The sequence below is a fragment of the Paenibacillus sinopodophylli genome (assembly GCF_005930355.1).
In the GTDB taxonomy this organism is placed as follows: Bacteria; Bacillota; Bacilli; order Paenibacillales; family Paenibacillaceae; genus Pristimantibacillus; species Pristimantibacillus sinopodophylli.
This window is the reverse complement of the sequence record NZ_VDBO01000003.1, coordinates 1-22,219: the sequence shown is the minus strand read 5'-3', so window position 1 is coordinate 22,219 and position 22,219 is coordinate 1. Positions and strand designations below refer to the sequence as shown.

The following is a 22,219-nucleotide window of genomic DNA, read 5'->3' as shown; positions in this document are numbered from 1 at the left end:
ATGAAATTCATATAATTGTCCATACTGATATAACAATAGCACTTGGGAATGATGAGGTGGATTCGTGGCATGAGCGAGCTTGTAAAAGGAACGAAGCTGTTTGAACTAAAGTCGGAATATACGCCGCAGGGTGACCAGCCCAAAGCGATTGAGCAGCTGCTAGAGGGTATTAACGCCGGTAAGAGGCATCAAACGCTGCTCGGCGCTACGGGAACAGGCAAGACATACACCATTGCGAATATGGTGGAGAAGCTAAACCGGCCTACGCTGGTCATTGCACATAATAAGACACTTGCAGCCCAGTTATGCAGCGAGTTTAAGAGCTTCTTCCCTGACAATGCAGTAGAGTATTTCGTGAGTTATTACGATTATTATCAGCCTGAAGCTTATATCCCCTCATCGGATACGTTCATTGAGAAGGATTCTAGCATAAATGATGAGATTGATAAGCTGCGGCACTCCGCGACGTCGGCTTTATTCGAGCGTCGGGACGTCATTATTGTTGCAAGCGTGTCTTGTATTTATGGTCTCGGCTCGCCTAATGAATATGGAGGCTTAGTATTCTCGCTCCGAGTGGGAATGGAAAAGTCACGCGATACCATTCTGCACAAGCTGGTAGACATCCAGTATCAGCGCAATGATATTAGTTTTACAAGGGGGACGTTCCGTGTCCGCGGCGATATTGTTGAGATCTTTCCGGTTGCCAATAATGAGCGGGCTATTCGCGTAGAATTGTTCGGGGATGAGATTGAGCGAATCTCAGAAATTGATGTGCTTACGGGTGAAATTATCGGCGAACGCGATCATATTGCCATTTTCCCCGCCTCTCACTTCGTTACGCAGGAGGAGACGATGAAGGTTGCGCTCGTTAATATCGAGAGGGAGCTTGAGGAGCGTCTTGCTGAGCTGCGTGAAGGAGGCAAGCTGCTTGAAGCACAAAGATTGGAGCAGCGTACACGCTACGATCTTGAAATGATGGCAGAAATGGGCTTCTGCTCGGGCATCGAGAATTACTCGGGCCCGCTGACCTTTAGGGAGCGTGGTGCTACGCCTTATACATTGTTGGATTACTTCCCGGATGACATGGTTATTGTTATTGATGAGTCGCATGTATCGCTGCCACAAATTCGGGCGATGTACAATGGTGACCGTGCCCGCAAAGAGATGCTGGTCAATCATGGTTTCAGGCTGCCGTCAGCAATGGACAACCGACCTCTTCGCTTTGAAGAGTTTGAAGCAAAGGCGAAGCAGCTGGTTTATGTTTCTGCGACCCCAGGACCATATGAAATTGAACATACAGATAAAATGATTGAGCAAATCATTCGCCCTACTGGTCTTATTGATCCGATCATCGAGGTTCGTCCAACAAAAGGACAAATTGATGATCTCCTGAATGAGATCCGTGATCGGATTGCGAAGGATGAACGTGTTCTTGTTACAACGCTAACGAAGAAGATGTCCGAGGACTTAACTGATTATATGAAGGAGATAGGCATAAAGGTTAGATATCTCCATTCCGATATTAAGACGTTGGAGCGGCTTGCTATTCTGCGGGATCTTCGGCTTGGTGTGTTTCATGTCCTAATTGGGATTAACCTGCTTCGTGAGGGTTTAGATTTGCCAGAGGTTTCACTGGTTACGATTCTAGATGCGGATAAGGAAGGCTTCCTTCGCTCGGATCGCGCGCTTATTCAGACGATTGGACGCGCAGCACGGAATAGTGAAGGCCGCGTAATCATGTACGGCGATAAAATAACGGACTCTATGGATCGCGCGCTCAAAGAAACTGAGCGCCGTCGTACTATACAGCTTGCTTACAATGAGAAGCATGGCGTTACGCCGACGACGATACGCAAGAAGGTGCATGACGTTATTGAAGCGACGAAGGTGGCGGAGCAGAAGGCCGATTACTTAACCGGAGCTGGAGCGGGCAAGATGAATAAGAAGGAACGTCTGGCGCTTCTTGACAGGCTGGAAAAGGAAATGAAGGATGCAGCGAAAAATTTGCAATTCGAACGAGCGGCAGAGCTGCGGGATGCGCTGCTTGAGCTGCGCGCCGAGATGGGCTAAGTAGGGGGAGAAACGATTGGCTAGTGATAAGATAGTAATTAAGGGCGCACGTGCCCACAATTTAAAAAATATTGATGTTACCATACCGCGTGATAAATTTGTCGTACTGACAGGACTAAGCGGGTCGGGCAAATCATCACTCGCTTTCGACACAATTTATGCGGAAGGACAGCGCCGGTACGTAGAATCTCTATCTGCTTACGCTCGTCAATTCCTTGGCCAGATGGAGAAGCCTGATGTCGATTCTATCGATGGCTTGTCACCAGCCATCTCCATTGACCAGAAAACAACAAGCCGCAACCCGCGCTCTACAGTTGGTACTGTAACGGAGATCTATGATTATTTACGGTTGTTGTTTGCGCGTGTCGGGAAACCACATTGTCCGGATCATGGGATTGAAATTACAGCGCAAACGGTGGAGCAAATGGTCGATCGCATTATGGAGTATCCAGAGAAAACGAAGCTTCAAATTTTGGCTCCAATTATATCAGGACGCAAGGGCGAGCATAGTAAGCTACTTGCTGATATACAGAAGCAAGGGTTTGTGCGGGTACGCGTGAACGGCGAGCTTCGCGAGCTTAGTGAAAAGATTGAACTGGAGAAAAATAAAAAGCACAGCATTGAAGTTGTGGTAGACCGAATCGTAGTAAAGTCTGATGTTCAGACACGACTAGCTGATTCGCTGGAAACAGCGCTCAAGCTATCCGAAGGCCGCGTACTGGTTGATATTATTGATCAAGAAGAGCTGCTCTTCAGCTCTAATCTGGCATGCCCAGAATGCGGATTTAGTATTGAAGAGCTGGAACCTCGAATGTTTTCATTCAACAGTCCTTATGGCGCATGCACGGAATGCGATGGTTTAGGGGTCAAAATGATCGTCGACCCGGAGCTGCTTGTGCCTGATATGAGCAAATCAATCGAGAATGCTGCTTTTCTTGCATGGGCAGGCAGTACATCGAATTACTATCCGCAATTTCTGAGCGCCGTTTGCGTCCATTATGGTATCCGTCAGGATGTGCCGGTATCGGAGCTTGAGCCTGAGCAAATGAAGAAGCTTCTTTACGGAACGGGAGGAGAACGCGTCCGTTTCCTGTACGAGAATGATTTTGGCCATCGGAAGGAAGCTTATGTCCCATTCGAGGGCATCGTGCATAACTTGGAACGGCGCTACAGAGACACGGCCTCTGATATGATGCGAGAGCATATCGAGAATTATATGAGCGCCAAGCCATGTGCTGGCTGCAAGGGTCAACGGCTGCGCAAGGAGAGCTTGGCTGTTACGATTCACAATCATCATATTTCTCAAGTTACTTCGTTCTCAATCGGAGATGCGCAGCGCTATTTCACTTCATTGGAGCTATCGCAGAAGGAGCTTGCAATTGCAAACCTCATTCTAAAAGAAATCAATAGCCGTCTAGGCTTCCTTGTTAATGTAGGCTTAGAGTATTTGTCGCTGAGCCGTGCAGCGGGAACTTTGTCAGGCGGAGAAGCGCAGCGGATTCGACTGGCGACACAGATCGGTTCAAGCTTAATGGGTGTTCTATATATATTGGACGAGCCGAGCATCGGCTTACACCAACGGGACAATGATCGTTTGATCGAGACACTTGAGCATATGCGCAATCTGGGCAATACACTGATCGTTGTTGAGCATGATGAAGATACGATGCTCGCTGCTGATTATATTATTGATATCGGACCAGGCGCAGGTATTCATGGCGGAATGATCATTGCTGAGGGAACACCTGAAGAGGTTATGGCAAATGAACATTCCTTAACGGGTCAATATTTGAGCGGACGAAAGTTCATTGAGGTACCTTCAGAGCGCAGAAAGACGAATGACAAGTGGCTTGAGGTTCGTGGAGCGAAGGAGAATAACCTTCGAAACGTCAATGTGAAAATTCCAATGGGTGTGTTTACTGCTGTGACCGGAGTGTCCGGCTCAGGGAAATCAACTTTCGTTAACGAGATTTTGTATAAAACACTTGCTCGTGATCTTAATAAGGCGAAGACACGTCCAGGCCAATACAAGGAGATGCGAGGCATTGAACACCTGGAGAAGGTCATCGACATCGATCAATCACCGATTGGCAGGACGCCAAGGTCAAACCCAGCTACTTATACAGGTGTATTCGATGATATCCGCGATTTGTACGCAAGTACTTCAGAATCAAAGGTTCGCGGCTACAAAAAGGGACGCTTCAGCTTTAACGTTAAGGGCGGACGCTGCGAGGCTTGCCGTGGGGATGGTATTATCAAAATCGAGATGCATTTCCTTCCCGATGTGTATGTTCCTTGTGAGATTTGCAAAGGTAAACGCTACAATCGCGAGACGTTAGAAGTGAAATATAAAGGTAAAAACGTCGCAGAAATATTGGAGATGACAATCGAGGATGCGTGCACGTTCTTCGAGAATATTCCGCGTATATTGCGTAAAGTACAGACTTTGCTGGACGTTGGCTTAGGCTACATGAAGCTTGGACAGCCTGGAACGACGTTGTCCGGAGGCGAAGCACAGCGCGTCAAGCTGGCCGCTGAGCTTTATCGTCGCTCGACCGGTAAAACGCTATACATTCTAGATGAGCCGACAACAGGCTTGCATGTACATGATATCGACAGACTGTTGCATGTGCTGCATCGTTTGGTCGATTCTGGTGAATCCGTACTCGTCATCGAGCATAATTTGGATGTCATTAAGACTGCAGATTACCTCATTGATCTAGGTCCGGAGGGCGGTAACGGCGGAGGCATGATCGTAGCAACAGGAACGCCTGAGCAAGTCATCAAAGTGGAACAATCGTATACAGGCAAATATTTAAAGCCGATCCTCGAGCGGGACCGTGCAAGAACGGTTGCGTTGCATGAGGAGAAGCAGAAGGTTGCTGCTGCCGCAGAATAAGCACAAATGAGAAAGCAGGCTGTTCGCTCAGCCTGCTTTCTTGTGTACTTTATGTAGATTTACCTTGATACGCTTAATTTCTTCCGAAACGTTCGAATAAAGATTGTTTGAAATCGTCAAGCATCAAAGGACCATTTTGAATAAAGCAGCTCATAGAGAAAAAGTCTATAACAGGTGATAAATGTTGAAAGGCAGCAGCTTTAGGAGCCACAAGCTTGTCCGGCAACTGCTTGACCATCTGCAGCAGTTCTATAAACTTTTGCGGAACGACAATAGGAGCCTCCGTTTGCTCAAACATGTGCATGGCAATAATTTGTTGCGAGTCTTGATCCATTACAGCTAAGGCCATGGGGAAATAAGGTCTTTCTTGCTCCATTACAGGTGCAGGCACGAAAAACAGATCGATCTCCCACACGCTATTAGATGATTTGATTGTTTTTTTTAACTTAGCAAGCAGTAGCTCATTCGGCACGTATGGCGATTGACCGACTTGTTTCTCGTTCTCTTCAGCAGGCAGCTGCCACTCATTTTGCCAAGCTAATACACCGTCTGATTGAGGTTTCCCTACACGGTGCAGGAGCAGATCATTCTGCGAATGGAGGAAGTGTGGATCTTCACGGACAGTGGCTGCAACCTGTATGGCTTGCTCTAATGCTTCTGTTAAAAAGGATACGTCATGGGCTTGCTCCAGCAGCCATGGATAATAGCCAGGTTCATGCAGCTTGAAGCTCGGCCATGCTCCGCGGCCACGAAATTTCAAGCCAAGTTTTTTAATGATGTCTTTTTCTTTCGGATGTAGATCTTCACGGTCATCGAAGGAGAGCATAAGACAATGTTGAACAAAAAGAGGGTCCTCGTCTATTTCATCATTAAACATAGCGAGCAAAGTATCTAGACCGCTTCTGCCCAAATATAAGGCCATCCCATAAACCTCACCGCCTGCACCCATGACACAGCAGTAGCCTGTTAATTCAGAGTTTGGGTCTTTGACTGCAAAGAGGTCGTCGTTTTCCAATATGCTCCATGGTTCTGCTGCCTTAAAAGCGATTGCGGCTTCATAAAGCCTTTCCCACTGCTGACTAGATGGCTGCATGTTAAATCTCCTCGTTTTCTGTTTATTGGTATAGGTTGTTTTTCGTTATAAACCATAAGGGTTTGAAAACAAAATGTCTTTATATACAGGCGAATTTTGAATCATTATAACATGAAGGAATGTACAATATAAGCAAAAATAATTTAATGGATAGATGCAGCTTAGTGTGTTTACCTGCATGAAAAGCAGATTGGATTTTGTTGTTTTACCGTTATAGATATTCAAATAATAGGACATTGTATAAATACAGCAAGGTGAAATGGCTGTCGAAGTCCTTTGGCGGCGCAGCGCGTTTCAGTCCGAGAAATATAAGCGGAGTATAAGGGTGAAACTTATACATTCTTATATTTCAAGCAAAAATGTCTTTGGCGTCCTTTAGACGCTGAAGTAGCTTTGACGGTGAAATATAAGTCTTTTATAAGCTAACAAACTTATAAATGGTTATATTTCAAAAAAAACGTGACAAACTTGTTACGAATCCTAATTCAGGCTTGCGTCGGAAGCCACAAAAAGCTAACATATAATAAAATAGGTTACGTGCGAAAAAAAGGAGGTCCCTTTATGTTTTTGGCAGAAGAAGCAGCTAAAGCCGCAAGTAAAATAGGTACGTTCGATTGGTTTATGCTTGCCTTTACGGTATTGATTGCAATCGGTTTCGTTCGGTTGTTGACGACTCGTCCGAAGAAAAACATTTTCGCGATCGGTTTTACAGCTGTATCGCTTGGATTGTTCTTGTTGATCGATTTTATTATGATCACTAAAGTATGGTTGGCGTAGTCATTTCGTATAGAAAAAGGTCTGCCGGACAAGTCTGGCAGACCTTTTTCTATATTTCTTTTAAACTTATACCCACCACATCTCGCCCAGCGGCTCGCGGATCAGAATTTGTTGCAGATTCTGCACAGCTTTTGTGAAGCCTTCATCAACGGACATAAGTCCATCCTCATGCTCAATGCTGACCACATAATCATAACCGACAAGACGAAGTGCGCTAAGAATATCAGACCAAACTTTAAGATCATGACCATAACCAACCGTACGGAATTGCCAAGCGCGATCCAACATAAGCGCATATGACTGCATATCAGTTACGCCATGATGATTGACGTTTATTGGGTCGATTGTTGTATCCTTCGCATGGAAATGGTGAATGGCTCCTGCACGTCCAAGGATATGTACAGCTTGTACGGGATCAATACCTTGCCACCACATGTGGCTCGGATCGAGGTTGGCGCCAATTGCGTTGCCGGCAGCCTCACGAAGGCGGAGCAGTGTAGCTGGGCTATGTACAGAGAAGCCGCCGTGTAGCTCAAGACCGATTTTCACACCACCCGCAGTTGCGAGCTTAGCGATTTCAGACCAATATGGTATAACTTTTGCTTCCCATTGCCATTTGAGAATATCTTGAAAATCATTTGGCCAAGGGGCTACCGGCCAGTTCGGATATTTAGCATCCTCGTGGTCGCCTGGACAGCCGGAGAAAGTGTTAACAACAGCAACTTCAAGTCGGTTTGCGAGCTCGATTGTTTTGCGGATAACCTCATCATGCTCGGTCGAAATGGCCTTCTGAGGATGCAAGGGGTTCGCGTGACAGCTCAGCGCGCTAATCATCAATCCGCGTGATTCTACTGCATGCTTAAACGCTTTCAGTTTTCCTTCGTCAGCTAGCAATCCGTCAAGATCACAATGCGCATCGCCAGGATATCCACCCGTTCCGATTTCGATGGCGTCGAGTCCCTTGGATGCGATATAGTCGAGTGCTTCCTCGAATGGTTTTTGAGCAAATAGAACGCTAAATACGCCTAATTTCATGTATTCATTTACCTCCCGAATCCATTGAATGGATTGATTTAGTAGTCCCACATAGTATACCACTTCTATAATCAGAACACATAACCAGAATGACATTTGCCACAATCGCATAATAACAAAGCAAAACCAGCATAGTGCAGGTGCAAGTCAGAAAATAATCGCTGAAATTTAGGTGTATAAAGTATGCCTATTTTCATTGTTATTAATGGGATTATATTATATATTTATTGCTGATTACTATATTTGGAATAAGGTCTAGTCGTTTAAAAAAGATTGATAGATTTAGAGAGATGGATAGGGAGAGTGGGATCATGAAGAACCGAATGCTCCGCATATGCAGTTTAATCGCATTAGGAGCACTGCTCGTCGCAGGCACGACTTGGGCCGCAGGGACGAACAGCGTGGCAACATACGCCATGAATGCAACAAAAATAAATGGTGAGGTGTATGTAAAGGCAAGTTCGCTTACCAATGTGCTCGGGGGGACAGGAACCTTCGATTCGAAGACAAATACTTACAGCTATACACCGAATGATATTCCAGCAGTTATCAAAAAAGTATCGCCGGCAGTTGTAGCTATTATTGGTAAACCAAACGATGTTGGTTCAGCAGATCCGCGTTACGCGTTGGCACATGGTACAGGTGTCATTATACGTGCAGACGGTTGGATTGTAACGAATGCACATGTTGTTGAAGACATGAGCAATCTGGTCGTAGTGACGGCGGACGGGAAGAAATATGATGCCGTTCGTACACATCATGATGAGGCAAGCGATCTTGCATTAGTCAAGATCAAAGCAACAAAGCTTCCGATCGCGAAGATGGCACCAACTCCCTTGAAGGTTCAGGTTGGAGATACGGTTGTAGCCATTGGTACACCAGTATCGTTCTCGCTTCGCAATACGGCTACAAGCGGAATTCTGAGCGGTATGAACCGGAGTGTATCCTCCGCTTACAATTTACTTCAAACGGATGCAGCGATTAACCCAGGGAACAGTGGCGGTCCGCTTGTGAATATGAAAGGTGAGGTCATCGGCATAAACTCACTGAAATTTGTAGAAGTTGGCGTTGATAATTTAGGTTTTTCAATTCCAGCGGATACTGTTCAATACGTAACGAATCACTTTTTCAAATATGGTCATGTCAAACGGGCGTCGCTTGGTCTTGAACTGGAAGAAAGCTGGTCTGCGCTCATCGGAATCCCGACATCAGACCCCTTAACCGTGAAAAACGTCACATCAGCTTCTGCGCAAAAGTTAGGTATTAAAAGCGGCGATTTACTCTATAAAGTCGCAGGTAAGCAAGTGTCGGCAATTGTGGAGCTCAATGAGCTGTTGAAAGGCTATTTGCCTGGCCAGCAGGTTGAAGTCATGCTCCAAAGCGATGGCGACCTTATTACACGCAAGCTGACCTTGGTCGAGGGATAATCATACGTATTCGCAATTATTTTAAATATGAGGAGCCATACACGAATGAAATGGAATGTAATGAAAAGAATGATCATGCTCATCCTGCCAGCATTGCTAGTATTATCGTTGCTGCCAGCAGCAGCGTTCGCTGCAGATGAAAGCAGTCAGGTTGAAGTGAGATTAAAGGCAGGCAGCAAAACGGTCAAAATCGATGGCAAGGCATCAACTGTGGAAGCACCTTACGTGAGTGCTGGCACAACAATGGTTCCGTTGAAGGTCATTACGAATGCATTTGGTGCAGGACTCAAATTAGAAAACGGCAATGTTCTGACTTTGACGTACAATGATCGCAAGGTCATTCTAACCTTCGGCAGTAAAACGGTTAAAATAAATGGAGCAGCAAAAACAGTTGCGGTTGCCCCTATCGTTGTAAAGGGCTCAACAATGGTTCCGCTTCGCGTAATTGTTGAAGCATTCGGCGCGAAAATCAGCGTAGATAGCGCCACGAAAGAAACCGTCATTATCGGAGTGCGCGCCCAAACATCCGGGCAAGGAGGCACATCCATTGATTCAGATTATGGGAAAACAAAAGTGGGTGATAGCTACTACGGATGGACATTGAACTATCCTGCTGGTCTTGTACAGGTCATCCAAAGCGATAACGGTGATTTTGTGAAATGGGCAGATACAGCAGATACATCAAAGGTAGCTGCACAGGTAAACGTCATTATTGAGAATGTCGGAGATGACAAGCTGACAAGCGAAGAACAACGTGATGTTCTGTATGCGTATTACGACGAGGATGAGATTACGGTGGATAAGCGTACGATTACCGTGAATGGTCATACTTTCGAGAAGCAAATTACGTATACAAAAGACACAAAAATGTATTACGAATACCGTGGCATTCAAAACGGAGATCACTATTACATCGTTATTGCTGGACTTAAAGGAACGGATAAGTCGGTGTTGAACAGCTATCAGGCTTTGCTTAACAGCTTTACGCCTTCTTATAGCGAAACGGACAAAACGATCAAAAATATTACAAAGGTAAAGGATGGCTACATTACCTTTAATGATAAGGATTATGGCTTAACGGTTAAGCTGCCGGCAGATTGGTACAGTGATTCGGTTGAATCAACACCTACTTACGTTAACGGAACAGATGTACTTGCTTATTCCTTCTCGTCGATTGTGGCAGGAGATACGCTTGAGAATTGGGCGACAAGACGTGAAGCGAGAATTCGTGAGGATATTATCAGCGAGAACCTGCGCAATTTCGCTACGACTACACAGAAGATTAAAGATGGTCAAGCCATTATTTTGAGCTATGAATACACATATGGCGGTAATACTTGGTTTACTTATCACGAGGTCATGTTCATTTCGGGCAGCTATCGCTATTCGATCGATTATGGCTACCCGTCCTCGAGCGCGACGAAGAGTAATGCTGTATTTAAACAAGCGTTAGCCTCACTAGATGTGGATACGGCTTTTGTAGAGAAAAGCTTTGGACAGGTTGAAGATGAGTTTGATCTGATGGATCGAAGCATTAGAGTGACGAAACGAAGCACAACAAATGGATATTCAATTGAAGTGCCTTCTTATTGGCAAGGATTGCAAAACAATTTCAATAAAGACGAAGTTGTTTATACGTATGGATCGGGCGAAATGGCTATTTTTGAATCTGAGGCTAGTGCTGCTGATTTGACTGCTTCCATGCGGGAATTCGTATCAGAACCAGACCAAGTAGCTGAAGGCTATACCATTAAAGATTCCTCTACTATAACGATTAATGGAAAAACCGCTCGGAAGATTGTCCTGTATACGTCTAAGCCGGAAGATGATCTTCCCAACACTCAAACCTTAATCGCGTTTGATACAAGCGGTGGATCTGTGGTCTTTATATTCTCGCTATACGACGTTCATGCAACGAGCAGTAATACCAAGATCATTAACGATACAATTCAATCTATTCGATTCAATTAATGAACGAAGAGGAGAGACCGATTCCAGCATAGGGAGTCGGTCTTTTTCTATGTGTGGAAAGAAAGGAGGAGTACAGAACTGGAATGTGCACGTATGCCAGTATTGTGTAGTGGTATAGATGTCCGCGGTTTGTTAAAATAGTATAAGCAGGTTTCAAGGATGAGAGGAATGGATCAATTACATGACAGATACAATCGTTAGATCGGACATAGAACTGCTGGCGCCAGCCGGAGATTGGGATTGCATGAGAGCGGCGGTTGCTAATGGCGCGGATGCGATATTTTTTGGAGTAGAGAAGTTTAATGCCCGTGCTCGCGCGAACAATTTCCGCAGCGAAGAGTTGCCGGAAATTATGGCTTTTCTTCATACGTATGGAGTAAAGGGCTTCTTGACGTTTAATATACTTGTATTTGAAGACGAGCTGCGAGATGCTCAGAAGTTGATTGAGATGTGTATTGATGCAGGCGTAGATGCCGTTATCGTGCAGGACTTAGGTTTAGTGAAACTGATTCGTGAGCTGTCTCCGGACTTCCCCATTCATGGATCGACGCAAATGACGATAACCTCGCCCGAGGCTGTCGAGTTTACGAAGCCTTTTGGGCTTGAACGGGTCGTGCTAGGGCGCGAAAACAACCTCAAGCAGATTCGAACGATTGGCGAGCAAGCGAAGCTGCCAATGGAAGTATTCGTGCATGGCGCGTTATGCGTATCGTATTCGGGGCAGTGTCTGACATCCGAGATGTGGGGAGGACGCTCTGCGAATCGCGGTGAATGCGCACAAGCTTGCCGGCTGCCGTATGATCTTATGGTCGATGGCGAGATTCAGCCTATGGGAGACATCGCATATTTGCTGTCGCCGAAGGATTTGGCGGCAATCGATATTGTGCCAGAGCTCATCCAAGCGGGCGTGAAGTCATTCAAAATCGAAGGACGTCTCAAAAGTCCGGAGTATGTCGCGAATGTCGTGAGCAAGTATCGGCGCGCGATCGACAAATATTTCGACGGCGACTTATCGAAGCCGTCGGTAGAGGATGTGCGTGAACTGCAGCAAAGCTTCTCGCGCGGCTTCACGCATGGTTTCCTGTCGGGGACGAACAACAAGATGTTAGTGGAGGGCACGTTCCCGAAAAGCCGCGGTGTATACCTCGGACAGGTGGAGCGCATTATGCGCGATGCCGTTACGCTGCGGATCGACGCACCACTGAAGCGCGGCGACGGCATTGTATTTGATGCTGGCGACCCGACGAAGAAGGAAGAGGGCGGACGCGTATACGATATTCGCCGCCAAGGCGTGAAGATTGAAGGCGAAGCGCAGGAAGGCACGATGATCGAGCTGGTTGCAGGCCGGAACGATGTGGATCTGCGCAAGGTACACGTAGGTGATCGTGTTTGGAAAACAAATGATCCGGCGCTGGATAAGCGTCTTAGAGCCTCTTTCGAAACCGAAAAGCCGTATCGCGTATTTCCGCTTCATATACGGGTAACGGGTGCTTTAGGCCAGCCGATGCGTACATGGTGGACGGATGTGCAGAAAGGAACGACCATTGAGGTCGTTACCGAGCTTGAGCTTGAGCAAGCGCAGAAGCGTCCAATGGACGCTGCTTTGCTGGAGGATCAATTAGGTCGTTTAGGTGGCACGGTCTATCAACTGGAGAAGCTCGAGGTTGAGCTGCAGGGTGACTTGATCGTACCGATCCGTGAGCTGAACCGGCTGCGCCGTGAAGCGGTGGACTTGCTGTCTGGTGAGCGTCCGAAGCCGCCGGTGTACATTAAACATGCGGTTGATGCACGAGCGGATGTGCCTAAGAAAGATGTATTGGCTCCGAAAAGCGGGAAGGACGCCAACTTGATCGCGTTGTGCCGGACGCTTGAGCAGGTGCAGGCAGCAGTCAAAACCGATGTCTCTATCGTCTATGCCGATTTCGAATTTATTAAGCAATTCCCTGCGGCTATCGCCGCTGCGCGGGAAGCGGGCAAGCCTATTGCACTTGCGACGCCGCGTATTCATATGCCGGGAGAGAACGGCTATCATGCGAATATTTTGAAACTGCAGCCGGATGCTGTACTTGTGCGCAACACAGGAGCGCTTTACTACTACCTTCGTGCACGCGCTGCAAATCCCGATAAGCCGTTCCCGAAACTGATCGGAGACTTCTCGCTGAATGTGGCCAATCACAAAGCGGTGAGCCTGTTCACTGAGGTAGGCCTTGATCTGATTACGCCTTCGTATGACCTGAACATTCAGCAGATGGTTGACTTGCTGGAGAGCTCAGATACGTCGATGCTGGAGATGGTTATTCATCAGCATTTGCCTATGTTTCATACCGAGCACTGTGTCTATTGCACCTTTATGAGCGAAGGCACTGACTTTACGAACTGTGGTCGTCCATGTGAGGAGCAGCGTGCTTCCTTGCAGGACCGAATCGGAATGGCGCATCCCGTACGTGTGGATGAAGGCTGCCGCAATACGGTATACAACGCGATTGAGCAATCTGGCGCCGAATATATCCGTAATTTCGTAAGCATGGGCGTATCGAATTTCCGTGTTGAGTTTCTGGAAGAAACACCGGAGAAGGTGCTTGAAGTGCTGGGGCTTTACCGCGACGCACTGGATGGACGTATTAGCGGAACGCAGGTATGGCGCAGCCTCAAGGCGATTAATCAGCTTGGCGTTACACGGGGTCAGTTGGTGAAATAACGATAGCAATTATAAAGCGGGGCGTGGTCATTCGTGAATGGTAGTTGGTTTGCGAGCTGGAGGCATGTGTTTAAGCTCGACCCTGAACGGGAAATATCGGATGAAGCGCTCGATGCGATTTGTACCTCGGGAACAGATGCGGTCATTGTTGGCGGATCAAGTGGTGTTACTTTCGAGAATATCGTTGATCTGATGTCGCGAATTCGGAGATATGAAGTCGATTGTGCACTAGAGGTATCGACTTTGGACGGCGCGGTTCCTGGATTTGATGGATACTTTATTCCAATGGTTCTCAATACGGGCAAGGCGGAGTGGATAACGGGCTGGCAGACGGAGGGGTTGAAGGAGTACGGGACGTTTGTTCCTTGGGAGGAAACGGCTGCTCAAGGCTATATTATATTAAATGAGGATGCAACTGCCGCTAAGCTGACAGAAGCAAAGACAGACCTCTCAGAAACGGATCTTATTGCCCATATTCGTATGGCGGATCGACTTATGAGATTGCCTGTTATTTATTTGGAGTATAGTGGTAGATTTGGCGACATGCAGCTGGTCAAGCGTGCGCGTACGGCTGCGGTTCAAGCGCGGATTTTCTATGGCGGCGGGATTGATAACGAGGACAAAGCAAGGCAGGCAGCCGAGGTTGCGCATACTGTTGTCGTTGGAAATGTGATATACAGCAATTTAGCTTCGGCGTTGGCTACAGTGACAGCCGTACAAGAGGTTGCTAGCAGCAGTCTTGAAATGAAATAAATCATAATTATTAAATATTTTACAGGGTACCGAATAGTGCTGTACGTCATAGGGAGACTCGCTTCTTATGCTGTGCGGCACTATTTGTCTGTATATGTGCCTTCGCGAGCAGGGATATCTTAGCAATCGATTAATTATCCTTTATAAAGGCAGAGATAGAACAGGATTTGGGGATAAGTAAATTGACACAGTGGAGGGCGTTGTCTACACTGAGAAGAGGCGAACAAATGGGAACAAAGGAGTCGGATTATGTTTAATTTCATGAGCATCGAGCAAGCGGTACAGAAGCTCAATCCACCGCAGCGAGAAGCTGTTCAAGCGACTGACGGACCGCTGTTGATTATGGCTGGAGCGGGCAGCGGCAAGACGCGCGTTCTGACTCATCGTATAGCTTACCTCATTGAGAAGAAGCGTGTAGCGCCTTGGAGTATTCTCGCTATCACCTTTACGAATAAAGCATCACGTGAAATGCAGGATCGGGTCAGCGCACTTATTGGGCCGTCGGGACGGGATATATGGGTATCGACGTTCCACTCGATGTGCGTTCGTATTTTACGCAGAGACATTGATCGGATCGGCTTCACTTCAAGCTTCTCCATACTTGATTCTTCCGATCAGCTATCGGTAATTCGCGGCTGTATGAAGGATATGAATATCGATACCAAAAAGTTTGAGCCTAAAGCAGTACAAGCGGCGATTAGTGGAGCGAAGAACGAACTGATCTCGCCTGAGCAATTCGAGCAGAAGGTCGGCGATTACTTCGACGGCATTGTAGCACAGGTGTTTACGAAGTATCAGAAAAAGCTGCGCAGCAACAATTCGCTCGATTTCGACGATCTTATTATGATGACGATTCAACTGTTCAAAGATGTACCCGAGGTGCTGGAGTTCTACCAGAATAAGTTTCGTTATATTCACGTAGATGAGTATCAAGATACGAATAGAGCGCAATATATGCTGACGCGAATGCTTGCTGATAAGCATCATAATATTTGCGTCGTAGGTGACAGCGACCAATCGATTTATCGCTGGCGGGGTGCCGATATTACAAACATATTGAATTTTGAAGGCGATTATCCCGAAGCGCGCACAATTATGCTGGAGCAGAATTACCGGTCTACTGCCAATATTCTTGATGCGGCGAATGCGGTTATTAAGCTGAACACGGGCCGCAAGCCTAAGAAGCTGTGGACAGATCAAGGCGCGGGTGATCTTATTTCTCTCTATCAGGCGGATACTGAGCATGACGAGGGGTATTTCGTAACAGGAGAAATTCGGAAGAGTGCGAACAAGGGGCAAAAGTTTGCCGATCATGCGATTCTGTATCGCACGAATGCGCAGTCGCGGGTTATAGAGGAAATTTTGATCAAATCAGATATTCCTTATCAGATCGTAGGCGGCATTAAGTTCTATGATCGTAAAGAGATCAAGGACATCCTTGGTTATTTGAAGCTCGTATCGAACCCGGATGATGATATCAGCTTGGTACGGATCATTAATGTGCCGAAGCGGGGTATTGGAGATACAACGGTGGGCAAGCTTGCCGATGAGGCTGCGCGCAGAGGTACTTCGATTTATCGTGTGCTGAACAATCTAGGAGAGGTCGAGGTCAATGGACGGACACGGACACTGCTGCGAGAGTTTTATGAAATCATTGATAACCTGACGCGGATGGTTGAATATTTGTCCGTGACTGAGCTGACAGAGAAGGTGCTTGAGCTGTCTCAGTACCGGCTCGAGCTTCATCAGGAGAACACGCTCGAATCAAAGGCGAGGCTTGAGAACATCGACGAGTTTCTGTCTGTCACGATGGACTTTGAGAAACGGAACGAAGATCGTACCCTCGTCGCTTTCCTGACGGATCTTGCTCTCATTGCTGATATTGATTCCTTGAACAAGGATGAGGAGGAAGCGGAGAAGAATAAGGACGCCGTAACACTCATGACGATGCATAGCGCCAAAGGGTTGGAATTTCCGGTTGTCTTCATTATTGGGATGGAGGAGAGTGTGTTTCCACACAGCCGTGCACTTGCTGACAATGAAGAACTGGAGGAGGAGCGCCGGCTTGCTTATGTAGGGATTACACGTGCTGAGAAAAGACTGTATCTGACTTGTGCGCGGATGCGTACATTGTTCGGGCGTACGAACTCGAATCTGCCTTCGAGGTTTCTACAAGAAATTCCGGAAAGTGTTCGAGAGGGTGCATCCAGTGGCAGCGGCGGTTATTCACGTTCAGTCGGCGGCTCAAGAAGCGGAGTTAGTGTGACAGGAGGTACAGGATCAGCCGCGCCGGGAAGCCGAGGTATTCAAGGAAGAGCACCTGGTAGTGGAGCGGGAGCTTCGTCCCCGGCCCGTAGCACTGCTCCTGCTGCTGGTGGCAGAGGCGGAGTGCGGGTGAGCACACCGCTTCAAGATGCGGCGCGCACAGCACAGCAAGGCGGCGGAGCAGCGGGTGCTGCGGCATCTGGTGATTTTGCCTCGGGTGAGAGAGTGTCGCATGGCAAGTGGGGGATTGGTGTTATCGTCTCCGTCAAAGGAACAGGCAAGGACATGGAGCTCAATATTGCTTTTCCGGCCCCGATCGGCATTAAGCGCTTGTTAGCGGGCTTTGCGCCAATAACGAAAGTATAGCGGGTCTGTTATTCTGAACGATTAGAAGGAGGAGCTTGCCGTGAGCGCTCAATTAGAGAGGATGCAACAGCTTGTTGCGGTTATTACGGATCATAATTATCGGTACTATACGATGGATCAACCGACGATTAACGATGCGGATTACGATAAGCTATACGATGAACTAGTGGCGCTAGAAACAGAGTTTGGCGTCATTCTTCCCGAGTCGCCGACACAGCGGGTAGGCGCTGAACTGTTGAAAGGCTTCGATCCCTATAAGCACCGCGCTCGATTATGGAGCTTAGATAAGGCACAAAACGTTGAAGATCTGCTTACATGGAATACACGATTGCTCAAAGCGGTGGCTGATTATAACGCCAAACATCCGGATGAAGAGCCGCTTCCGCAGCCGAGCTATGTGGTAGAGCTCAAGTTTGATGGATTAACCCTTAACCTTACTTATGAGGATGGGCAGCTGGTACAGGCGGCAACACGCGGGAATGGGACGGTAGGAGAAGGCATTCTGGAACAGGTGCGTACCATTCGTTCTGTTCCGCTAACAATTCCGTTTAACGACGGCATCGTTGAGGTGCAGGGTGAAGGCATTATGCAGCTATCTGTGCTTGCGAAATATAATGAGACAGCGGCAGAGCCGCTTAAGAATGCACGGAATGCGGCCGCTGGAGCGCTTCGTAATCTTAATCCTAAAGTAACGGCCGAGCGGAAGCTGAATGCTTTCTTCTATAATATTGGTTTTGCTGACGGCGTTTCGTTCACGAATCATCGCGACATGCAGCAATTTCTCTACGATAACCGCTTTAAAGTGAATCCTTATGTGACGTATCTGAACACTATTGAAGAAGTGCAGGAGGAGCTGCTTCGTGTAACAGAGCAGCGAGATAAGCTGGACTTTCTAATCGACGGTGCTGTCATCAAGGTCGTAGACTTGCGTACGCGAGAAGCACTGGGCTATACCGATAAGTTTCCACGCTGGGCGGTTGCCTTCAAGTTCGAGGCGGAAGAGGCCGCAACGGTGCTGGAAGCAGTATCATGGGAAGTAGGCCGTACTGGGAAAATTACACCGGTCGCGCGTGTTGAAGCGGTAGAGCTTGCAGGTGTCACCGTACAGAATTGTACGCTTAACAATATCGGTGATATTGAACGCAAAAACCTCAAGTTTGCTTTGGGTACGCTTGTTACGATTAGGCGCTCCAATGATGTCATTCCTGAAATTCTAGGGAAAGCAGATGAGGAATCTGGTCAGGAAATCGTATTCCCGGTAGTATGTCCATCTTGTGGAACGGAGTTGGAGCAGCGCGGTGCTCACTTGTTCTGCAATAATAAGCTCGGCTGCCAGCCGCAAATTATTGGCCGTATCACCCATTTCGCTTCGCGGGATGCGATGGATATCGATACGTTCAGCGTTATGACAGCAGACCAGCTGTATAAGGATTGTGAGGTGCGCGATCCGGCGGACTTGTATGCATTAACCTATGATGATCTGATTAAGCTTGAACGTTTTGGCGAGAAAAAGGCATTAAAGCTGCTGGCAGCCTTCGAGAAATCGAAGGATAGAGAGCTGGCATCATTTCTGTTCGCATTAGGTATTCCGAATACAGGGAAAGCGACGACCAAAATGCTGGCTGAGCATTACGGGCAATTAGATGCTATTATGCAGGCTGAAGCGGATGAATTAATTACGCTTCCTGACGTAGGAAGTATTGTGGCAGAAAGCATTGTTCGTTTCTTCCAGGACCCGATTATTATGGCGAGTATAACGAGAATGCGCGAGCTTGGCGTTAAAGCGGAAGCAGAGCAGCAGCTCGCAGCGAGAAACGATAGTGTATTCAGTGGGAAAACCGTTGTACTTACAGGCACGCTGCCGACAATGTCTAGAGATGAGGCTGCAAAGCTGCTTGAAGCATGCGGTGCCAAGATATCTGGAAGTGTGTCCAAAAAAACAGATTTCGTCGTAGCTGGAGAGAGTGCTGGCAGTAAGCTTGTGAAGGCGAGGGAGCTCGGTATTACCGTAATTGAAGAAGAGGCAGAGCTGCTTCGATTGTTAGGCGAGACAATTGCGTAATTAAGACTGCTTCTGTTAGGTTAAACGGGTCTGTTCAAGAGATGATTCTCTTGGGCAGACCCGTTTTATTTAAAATATAGGAAAGCATATCCTTAGGCTATGCTTTCTCTGAATTTCTCGGAATGAAACGCGCTGCGTCGCCAAAGTAATGCCTCAGCTGTTTACACTTGTGGCTTATGAAGCTGCGAGCAGTTCTTTGGCTTTTTCCGCTGTCACAGGAGGCGAGAACAGAAAGCCCTGCAGTCGATTGCAGCCGAATGAGACAAGCTTCTGGTGCTGAGAGTCCATTTCGACCCCTTCGGCGAGCACATCCAGCTGCAAACTATGCGCAAGCTCGATGATGGAGTGTACAATTGAGCTTCCTGCTCTTTCATTCGATATGGCTTTAATGAATGACTTGTCGATCTTTAATGTGTCCAGCGGCAGTTTCTGCAAATAGTGGAGTGAGCTGTACCCCGTTCCGAAATCATCAATTGCGATACGGACGCCAAGTGTTTTTAGCTTTGTCAGCTTTTTAATGACCTGTTCTGTTCCTTGAAGACCAATGCTTTCCGTAATTTCAAGCTCAAGCAAAGAAGGGGGAAGCCTGCTCTCTTCCAAAATCATTTGAATCGTCTCGAATAGCTCTTCGTCTTGGAATTGCTTCATTGAAATATTAACGGCGACGGTTACGGCAGGCAAGCCTGCATCGATCCAGCTTCTATTTTGGAAGCAAGCCTCACGCAAAACCCATTCACCCAGCGCCATAATGATGCCTGTTTCCTCAGCTAACGGGATGAATTCAAGAGGCGATACGATTCCCCTCTCTGGGTGAATCCATCTGACCAGCGCTTCTAAACCTGTAATGGAACCTGCCTGGGCGTCAATTTGCGGCTGATAGTGTAGAATAAATTCATTGTTTGTGAGTGCCGATCGCAGCTCCTTCTCGAGCGTCGTCCTGCGTATGATGGCATCATTCATTTCGGAATCAAAGAAGAAGGTTGCATTTTTTCCATATTCTTTAGCGCGGTACATAGCCATATCTGCATATTGCACAAGCGTCTCCAGTTGTGTAGTATGTTCCGGGTAAAGACTAATGCCGATACTTGCAGACGTATGCATGAGATGATTGTCATAGGTGACAGGTCGCGCAATCGAGTATCTGATTTGATCCGCATGCTGAAGGGCAGAACTCGCATCGGAGTCGGCTAATAGAATAATAAACTCATCACCACTAAGGCGGGAAATGAAATCACTACTGGCGATACAAGCCTGCATGCGCTTAGCTGTCTGGGTTAACAAATAATCGCCGGCATGATGGCCGAGGGTGTCATTAATGAGTTTGAAACGATCGAGATCAACAAACAACAATGCAAATGAGCGGCTTTTTTGCTGGTCATGCTGTTCAATAGCAGTTCGCAGCTTCTCGAAAAAATGATGTCGATTGGGCAAACCCGTTAAAGTATCAAAATAGGCAATCTGCTGAATCGTTTTCAGGGATTGTTTCTTCGCTGTAATGTCTTGGGCAATGACATAGACACCAACTAGCTGGTTGTCGACAGTAATGGGGATGACAGTCGTTTGCAAGTAAACAGCCCAGCCTAATTTGTGAGTCAAAGTGGCTTCATTATTCAAAGGCTCGCCAGACTCAAGCTTTAGCAAGATTTCACTTAAAGGCTCATAGCCCGCAGCTGTGAAAAGGTCGTCGAAGGTTTGGTTTTTGAGCTCCTGAGGTGAAAAGCCTACTAGCTTTTCTAGCGCAGGATTCACACTCAGCAGCTTGCCGTCTAATGTAAACCAGAGTACGATGTCTGGATTGTGATCGAATAGAGATTTGAATCGCTGCTCGCTAACCTCAAGTCTCTTCTCCGCCCATTTGCTCTGTGTAATATCATGTACGACAAGCATGAAGCCTTTCAATATACGTTTGTTCGAATAAAGAGGCTTGCTGATGATTCGAACGATGCTGCCAGCTTTCCCTTCTTCGGGTACTAGCCATAGCTCTTGTGTTGTTTCCTGTGCTCCTGCTATTAAAAGCTGCAGCGGTTCTTCATGAGGCAACAGCTTTGTAATGCCATCTACTTGATAGAAGAGAGGTTTGGCATGTAACTTGTTAATGCTGTTCTTAGAGAAGCCGTATTTATTGGCAGCATTATTAGAAGAAACAAGCTTGCCTGCAATATCGAAAATAACAATGCCTTCATTCATATGATTAAATAGCATATTACTGCCTGAATGGAGTGTGGGAAAGTGTGATGATTTGCGTACCATATATAAGGCTGTACTAATCAAGAGTGCAACGAGCAAAATAATAAACAGTAACAACTTTAATCTTTCGTTGTTGAGTGAAGAGAGCGGCAGAACGGCATAGATAGGAATAGATATGATGTGACACACTCCCTTATTAATAGATGTGGAACGATGATGCAGCAGAGCTTCTTCATCATGTTAAGTTTATTGAGAATGGTTGTCAATTGGAAGCTGAGCGATTGTAGTGAAAGAAATCGCAAAATGTAAAATATTACAACTTGTATTTTGTTTTCGCAAGTGATATATTATTTCTTGTCGCTTCTGAGGCGCAGGGAAACAGCATAAACGATTCATAATAAAATATGAAACAAGCTGTTGACAACGTTGAATGAAGATGATAATATAGTTTCTTGTCACGACAAAATGTGACAAACAAGTTCTTTGAAAACTGAACAAATGGATCACGTCGATCCGATAATGTTTTACAATAGCTAGTTAAGTAATGAGCATTTCAAACACCAATTTGGAGAGTTTGATCCTGGCTCAGGACGAACGCTGGCGGCGTGCCTAATAC

General features: G+C 46.8%; 12 protein-coding genes. 9 read left to right on the top strand and 3 right to left on the bottom strand.

The window, feature by feature from the left end; genetic code table 11:
* Positions 1-69: 69 nt before the first annotated feature.
* Positions 70-2,070, top strand: coding sequence for an excinuclease ABC subunit UvrB (gene uvrB, locus FGT79_RS15105; RefSeq protein WP_138753665.1), 2,001 nt, complete (start codon positions 70-72; stop codon positions 2,068-2,070).
* A gap of 16 nt (positions 2,071-2,086) precedes the next feature.
* Positions 2,087-4,969, top strand: a complete 2,883-nt coding sequence (gene uvrA / locus FGT79_RS15100; RefSeq protein ID WP_138753664.1) for an excinuclease ABC subunit UvrA — start codon at positions 2,087-2,089, stop codon at positions 4,967-4,969.
* Between the two features lie 73 nt (positions 4,970-5,042).
* Here the strand turns inward: uvrA and FGT79_RS15095 are convergent, their stop codons facing one another.
* Positions 5,043-6,062: a DUF7309 domain-containing protein gene (locus FGT79_RS15095; protein ID WP_138753663.1), complete on the bottom strand. Its 1,020-nt coding sequence runs from the start codon at positions 6,060-6,062 to the stop codon at positions 5,043-5,045.
* A 561-nt stretch (positions 6,063-6,623) separates the two neighbouring features.
* Between FGT79_RS15095 and FGT79_RS15090 the strand changes: the two genes are divergently transcribed.
* The gene (locus FGT79_RS15090) at positions 6,624-6,839 is read left to right on the top strand and encodes a hypothetical protein (RefSeq protein ID WP_138753662.1); all 216 of its coding nucleotides are present in this window, start codon (positions 6,624-6,626) and stop codon (positions 6,837-6,839) included.
* 66 nt (positions 6,840-6,905) lie between these two features.
* Here the strand turns inward: FGT79_RS15090 and FGT79_RS15085 are convergent, their stop codons facing one another.
* Entirely contained in the window at positions 6,906-7,874 is a 969-nt protein-coding gene (locus FGT79_RS15085; protein WP_138753661.1) for a sugar phosphate isomerase/epimerase family protein, read from the bottom strand.
* Between the two features lie 311 nt (positions 7,875-8,185).
* Here FGT79_RS15085 and FGT79_RS15080 point away from each other — a divergent pair, with 311 nt between their 5' ends.
* From FGT79_RS15080 to ligA, 6 genes are all read left to right on the top strand, one after another.
* Entirely contained in the window at positions 8,186-9,301 is a 1,116-nt protein-coding gene (locus tag FGT79_RS15080; RefSeq protein WP_138753660.1) for a S1C family serine protease, read from the top strand.
* A 45-nt stretch (positions 9,302-9,346) separates the two neighbouring features.
* The gene (locus FGT79_RS15075) at positions 9,347-11,272 is read left to right on the top strand and encodes a copper amine oxidase N-terminal domain-containing protein (protein ID WP_171056259.1); all 1,926 of its coding nucleotides are present in this window, start codon (positions 9,347-9,349) and stop codon (positions 11,270-11,272) included.
* Between the two features lie 181 nt (positions 11,273-11,453).
* Positions 11,454-13,970, top strand: coding sequence for a U32 family peptidase (locus tag FGT79_RS15070; RefSeq protein ID WP_138753658.1), 2,517 nt, complete (start codon positions 11,454-11,456; stop codon positions 13,968-13,970).
* Between the two features lie 33 nt (positions 13,971-14,003).
* Positions 14,004-14,723 (top strand): heptaprenylglyceryl phosphate synthase, encoded by a 720-nt coding sequence (pcrB, locus tag FGT79_RS15065; protein ID WP_138753657.1) that lies wholly within the window; start codon positions 14,004-14,006, stop codon positions 14,721-14,723.
* 249 nt (positions 14,724-14,972) lie between these two features.
* Positions 14,973-17,354, top strand: a complete 2,382-nt coding sequence (gene pcrA / locus FGT79_RS15060) for a DNA helicase PcrA (protein WP_138753656.1) — start codon at positions 14,973-14,975, stop codon at positions 17,352-17,354.
* 61 nt (positions 17,355-17,415) lie between these two features.
* Positions 17,416-19,416, top strand: coding sequence for an NAD-dependent DNA ligase LigA (ligA, locus tag FGT79_RS15055; RefSeq protein WP_138754035.1), 2,001 nt, complete (start codon positions 17,416-17,418; stop codon positions 19,414-19,416).
* A 174-nt stretch (positions 19,417-19,590) separates the two neighbouring features.
* Here ligA and FGT79_RS15050 read toward each other — a convergent pair whose 3' ends face one another.
* Positions 19,591-21,618, bottom strand: coding sequence for a sensor domain-containing protein (locus FGT79_RS15050; protein ID WP_171056258.1), 2,028 nt, complete (start codon positions 21,616-21,618; stop codon positions 19,591-19,593).
* Between the last annotated feature and the right edge of the window lie 601 nt (positions 21,619-22,219).

Excerpts from the sequence above, each read along its gene's own strand:
- FGT79_RS15050 (WP_171056258.1), bottom strand. The coding sequence starts at position 21,618 with ATGCTATTTAATCATATGAATGAAGGCATTGTTATTTTCGATATTGCA.
- FGT79_RS15075 (WP_171056259.1), top strand. The coding sequence starts at position 9,347 with ATGAAATGGAATGTAATGAAAAGAATGATCATGCTCATCCTGCCAGCA.
- FGT79_RS15085 (WP_138753661.1), bottom strand. The coding sequence starts at position 7,874 with ATGAAATTAGGCGTATTTAGCGTTCTATTTGCTCAAAAACCATTCGAG.
- FGT79_RS15090 (WP_138753662.1), top strand. The coding sequence starts at position 6,624 with ATGTTTTTGGCAGAAGAAGCAGCTAAAGCCGCAAGTAAAATAGGTACG.
- FGT79_RS15070 (WP_138753658.1), top strand. The coding sequence starts at position 11,454 with ATGACAGATACAATCGTTAGATCGGACATAGAACTGCTGGCGCCAGCC.
- pcrA (WP_138753656.1), top strand. The coding sequence starts at position 14,973 with ATGTTTAATTTCATGAGCATCGAGCAAGCGGTACAGAAGCTCAATCCA.
- uvrB (WP_138753665.1), top strand. The coding sequence starts at position 70 with ATGAGCGAGCTTGTAAAAGGAACGAAGCTGTTTGAACTAAAGTCGGAA.
- ligA (WP_138754035.1), top strand. The coding sequence starts at position 17,416 with ATGCAACAGCTTGTTGCGGTTATTACGGATCATAATTATCGGTACTAT.
- FGT79_RS15080 (WP_138753660.1), top strand. The coding sequence starts at position 8,186 with ATGAAGAACCGAATGCTCCGCATATGCAGTTTAATCGCATTAGGAGCA.
- FGT79_RS15095 (WP_138753663.1), bottom strand. The coding sequence starts at position 6,062 with ATGCAGCCATCTAGTCAGCAGTGGGAAAGGCTTTATGAAGCCGCAATC.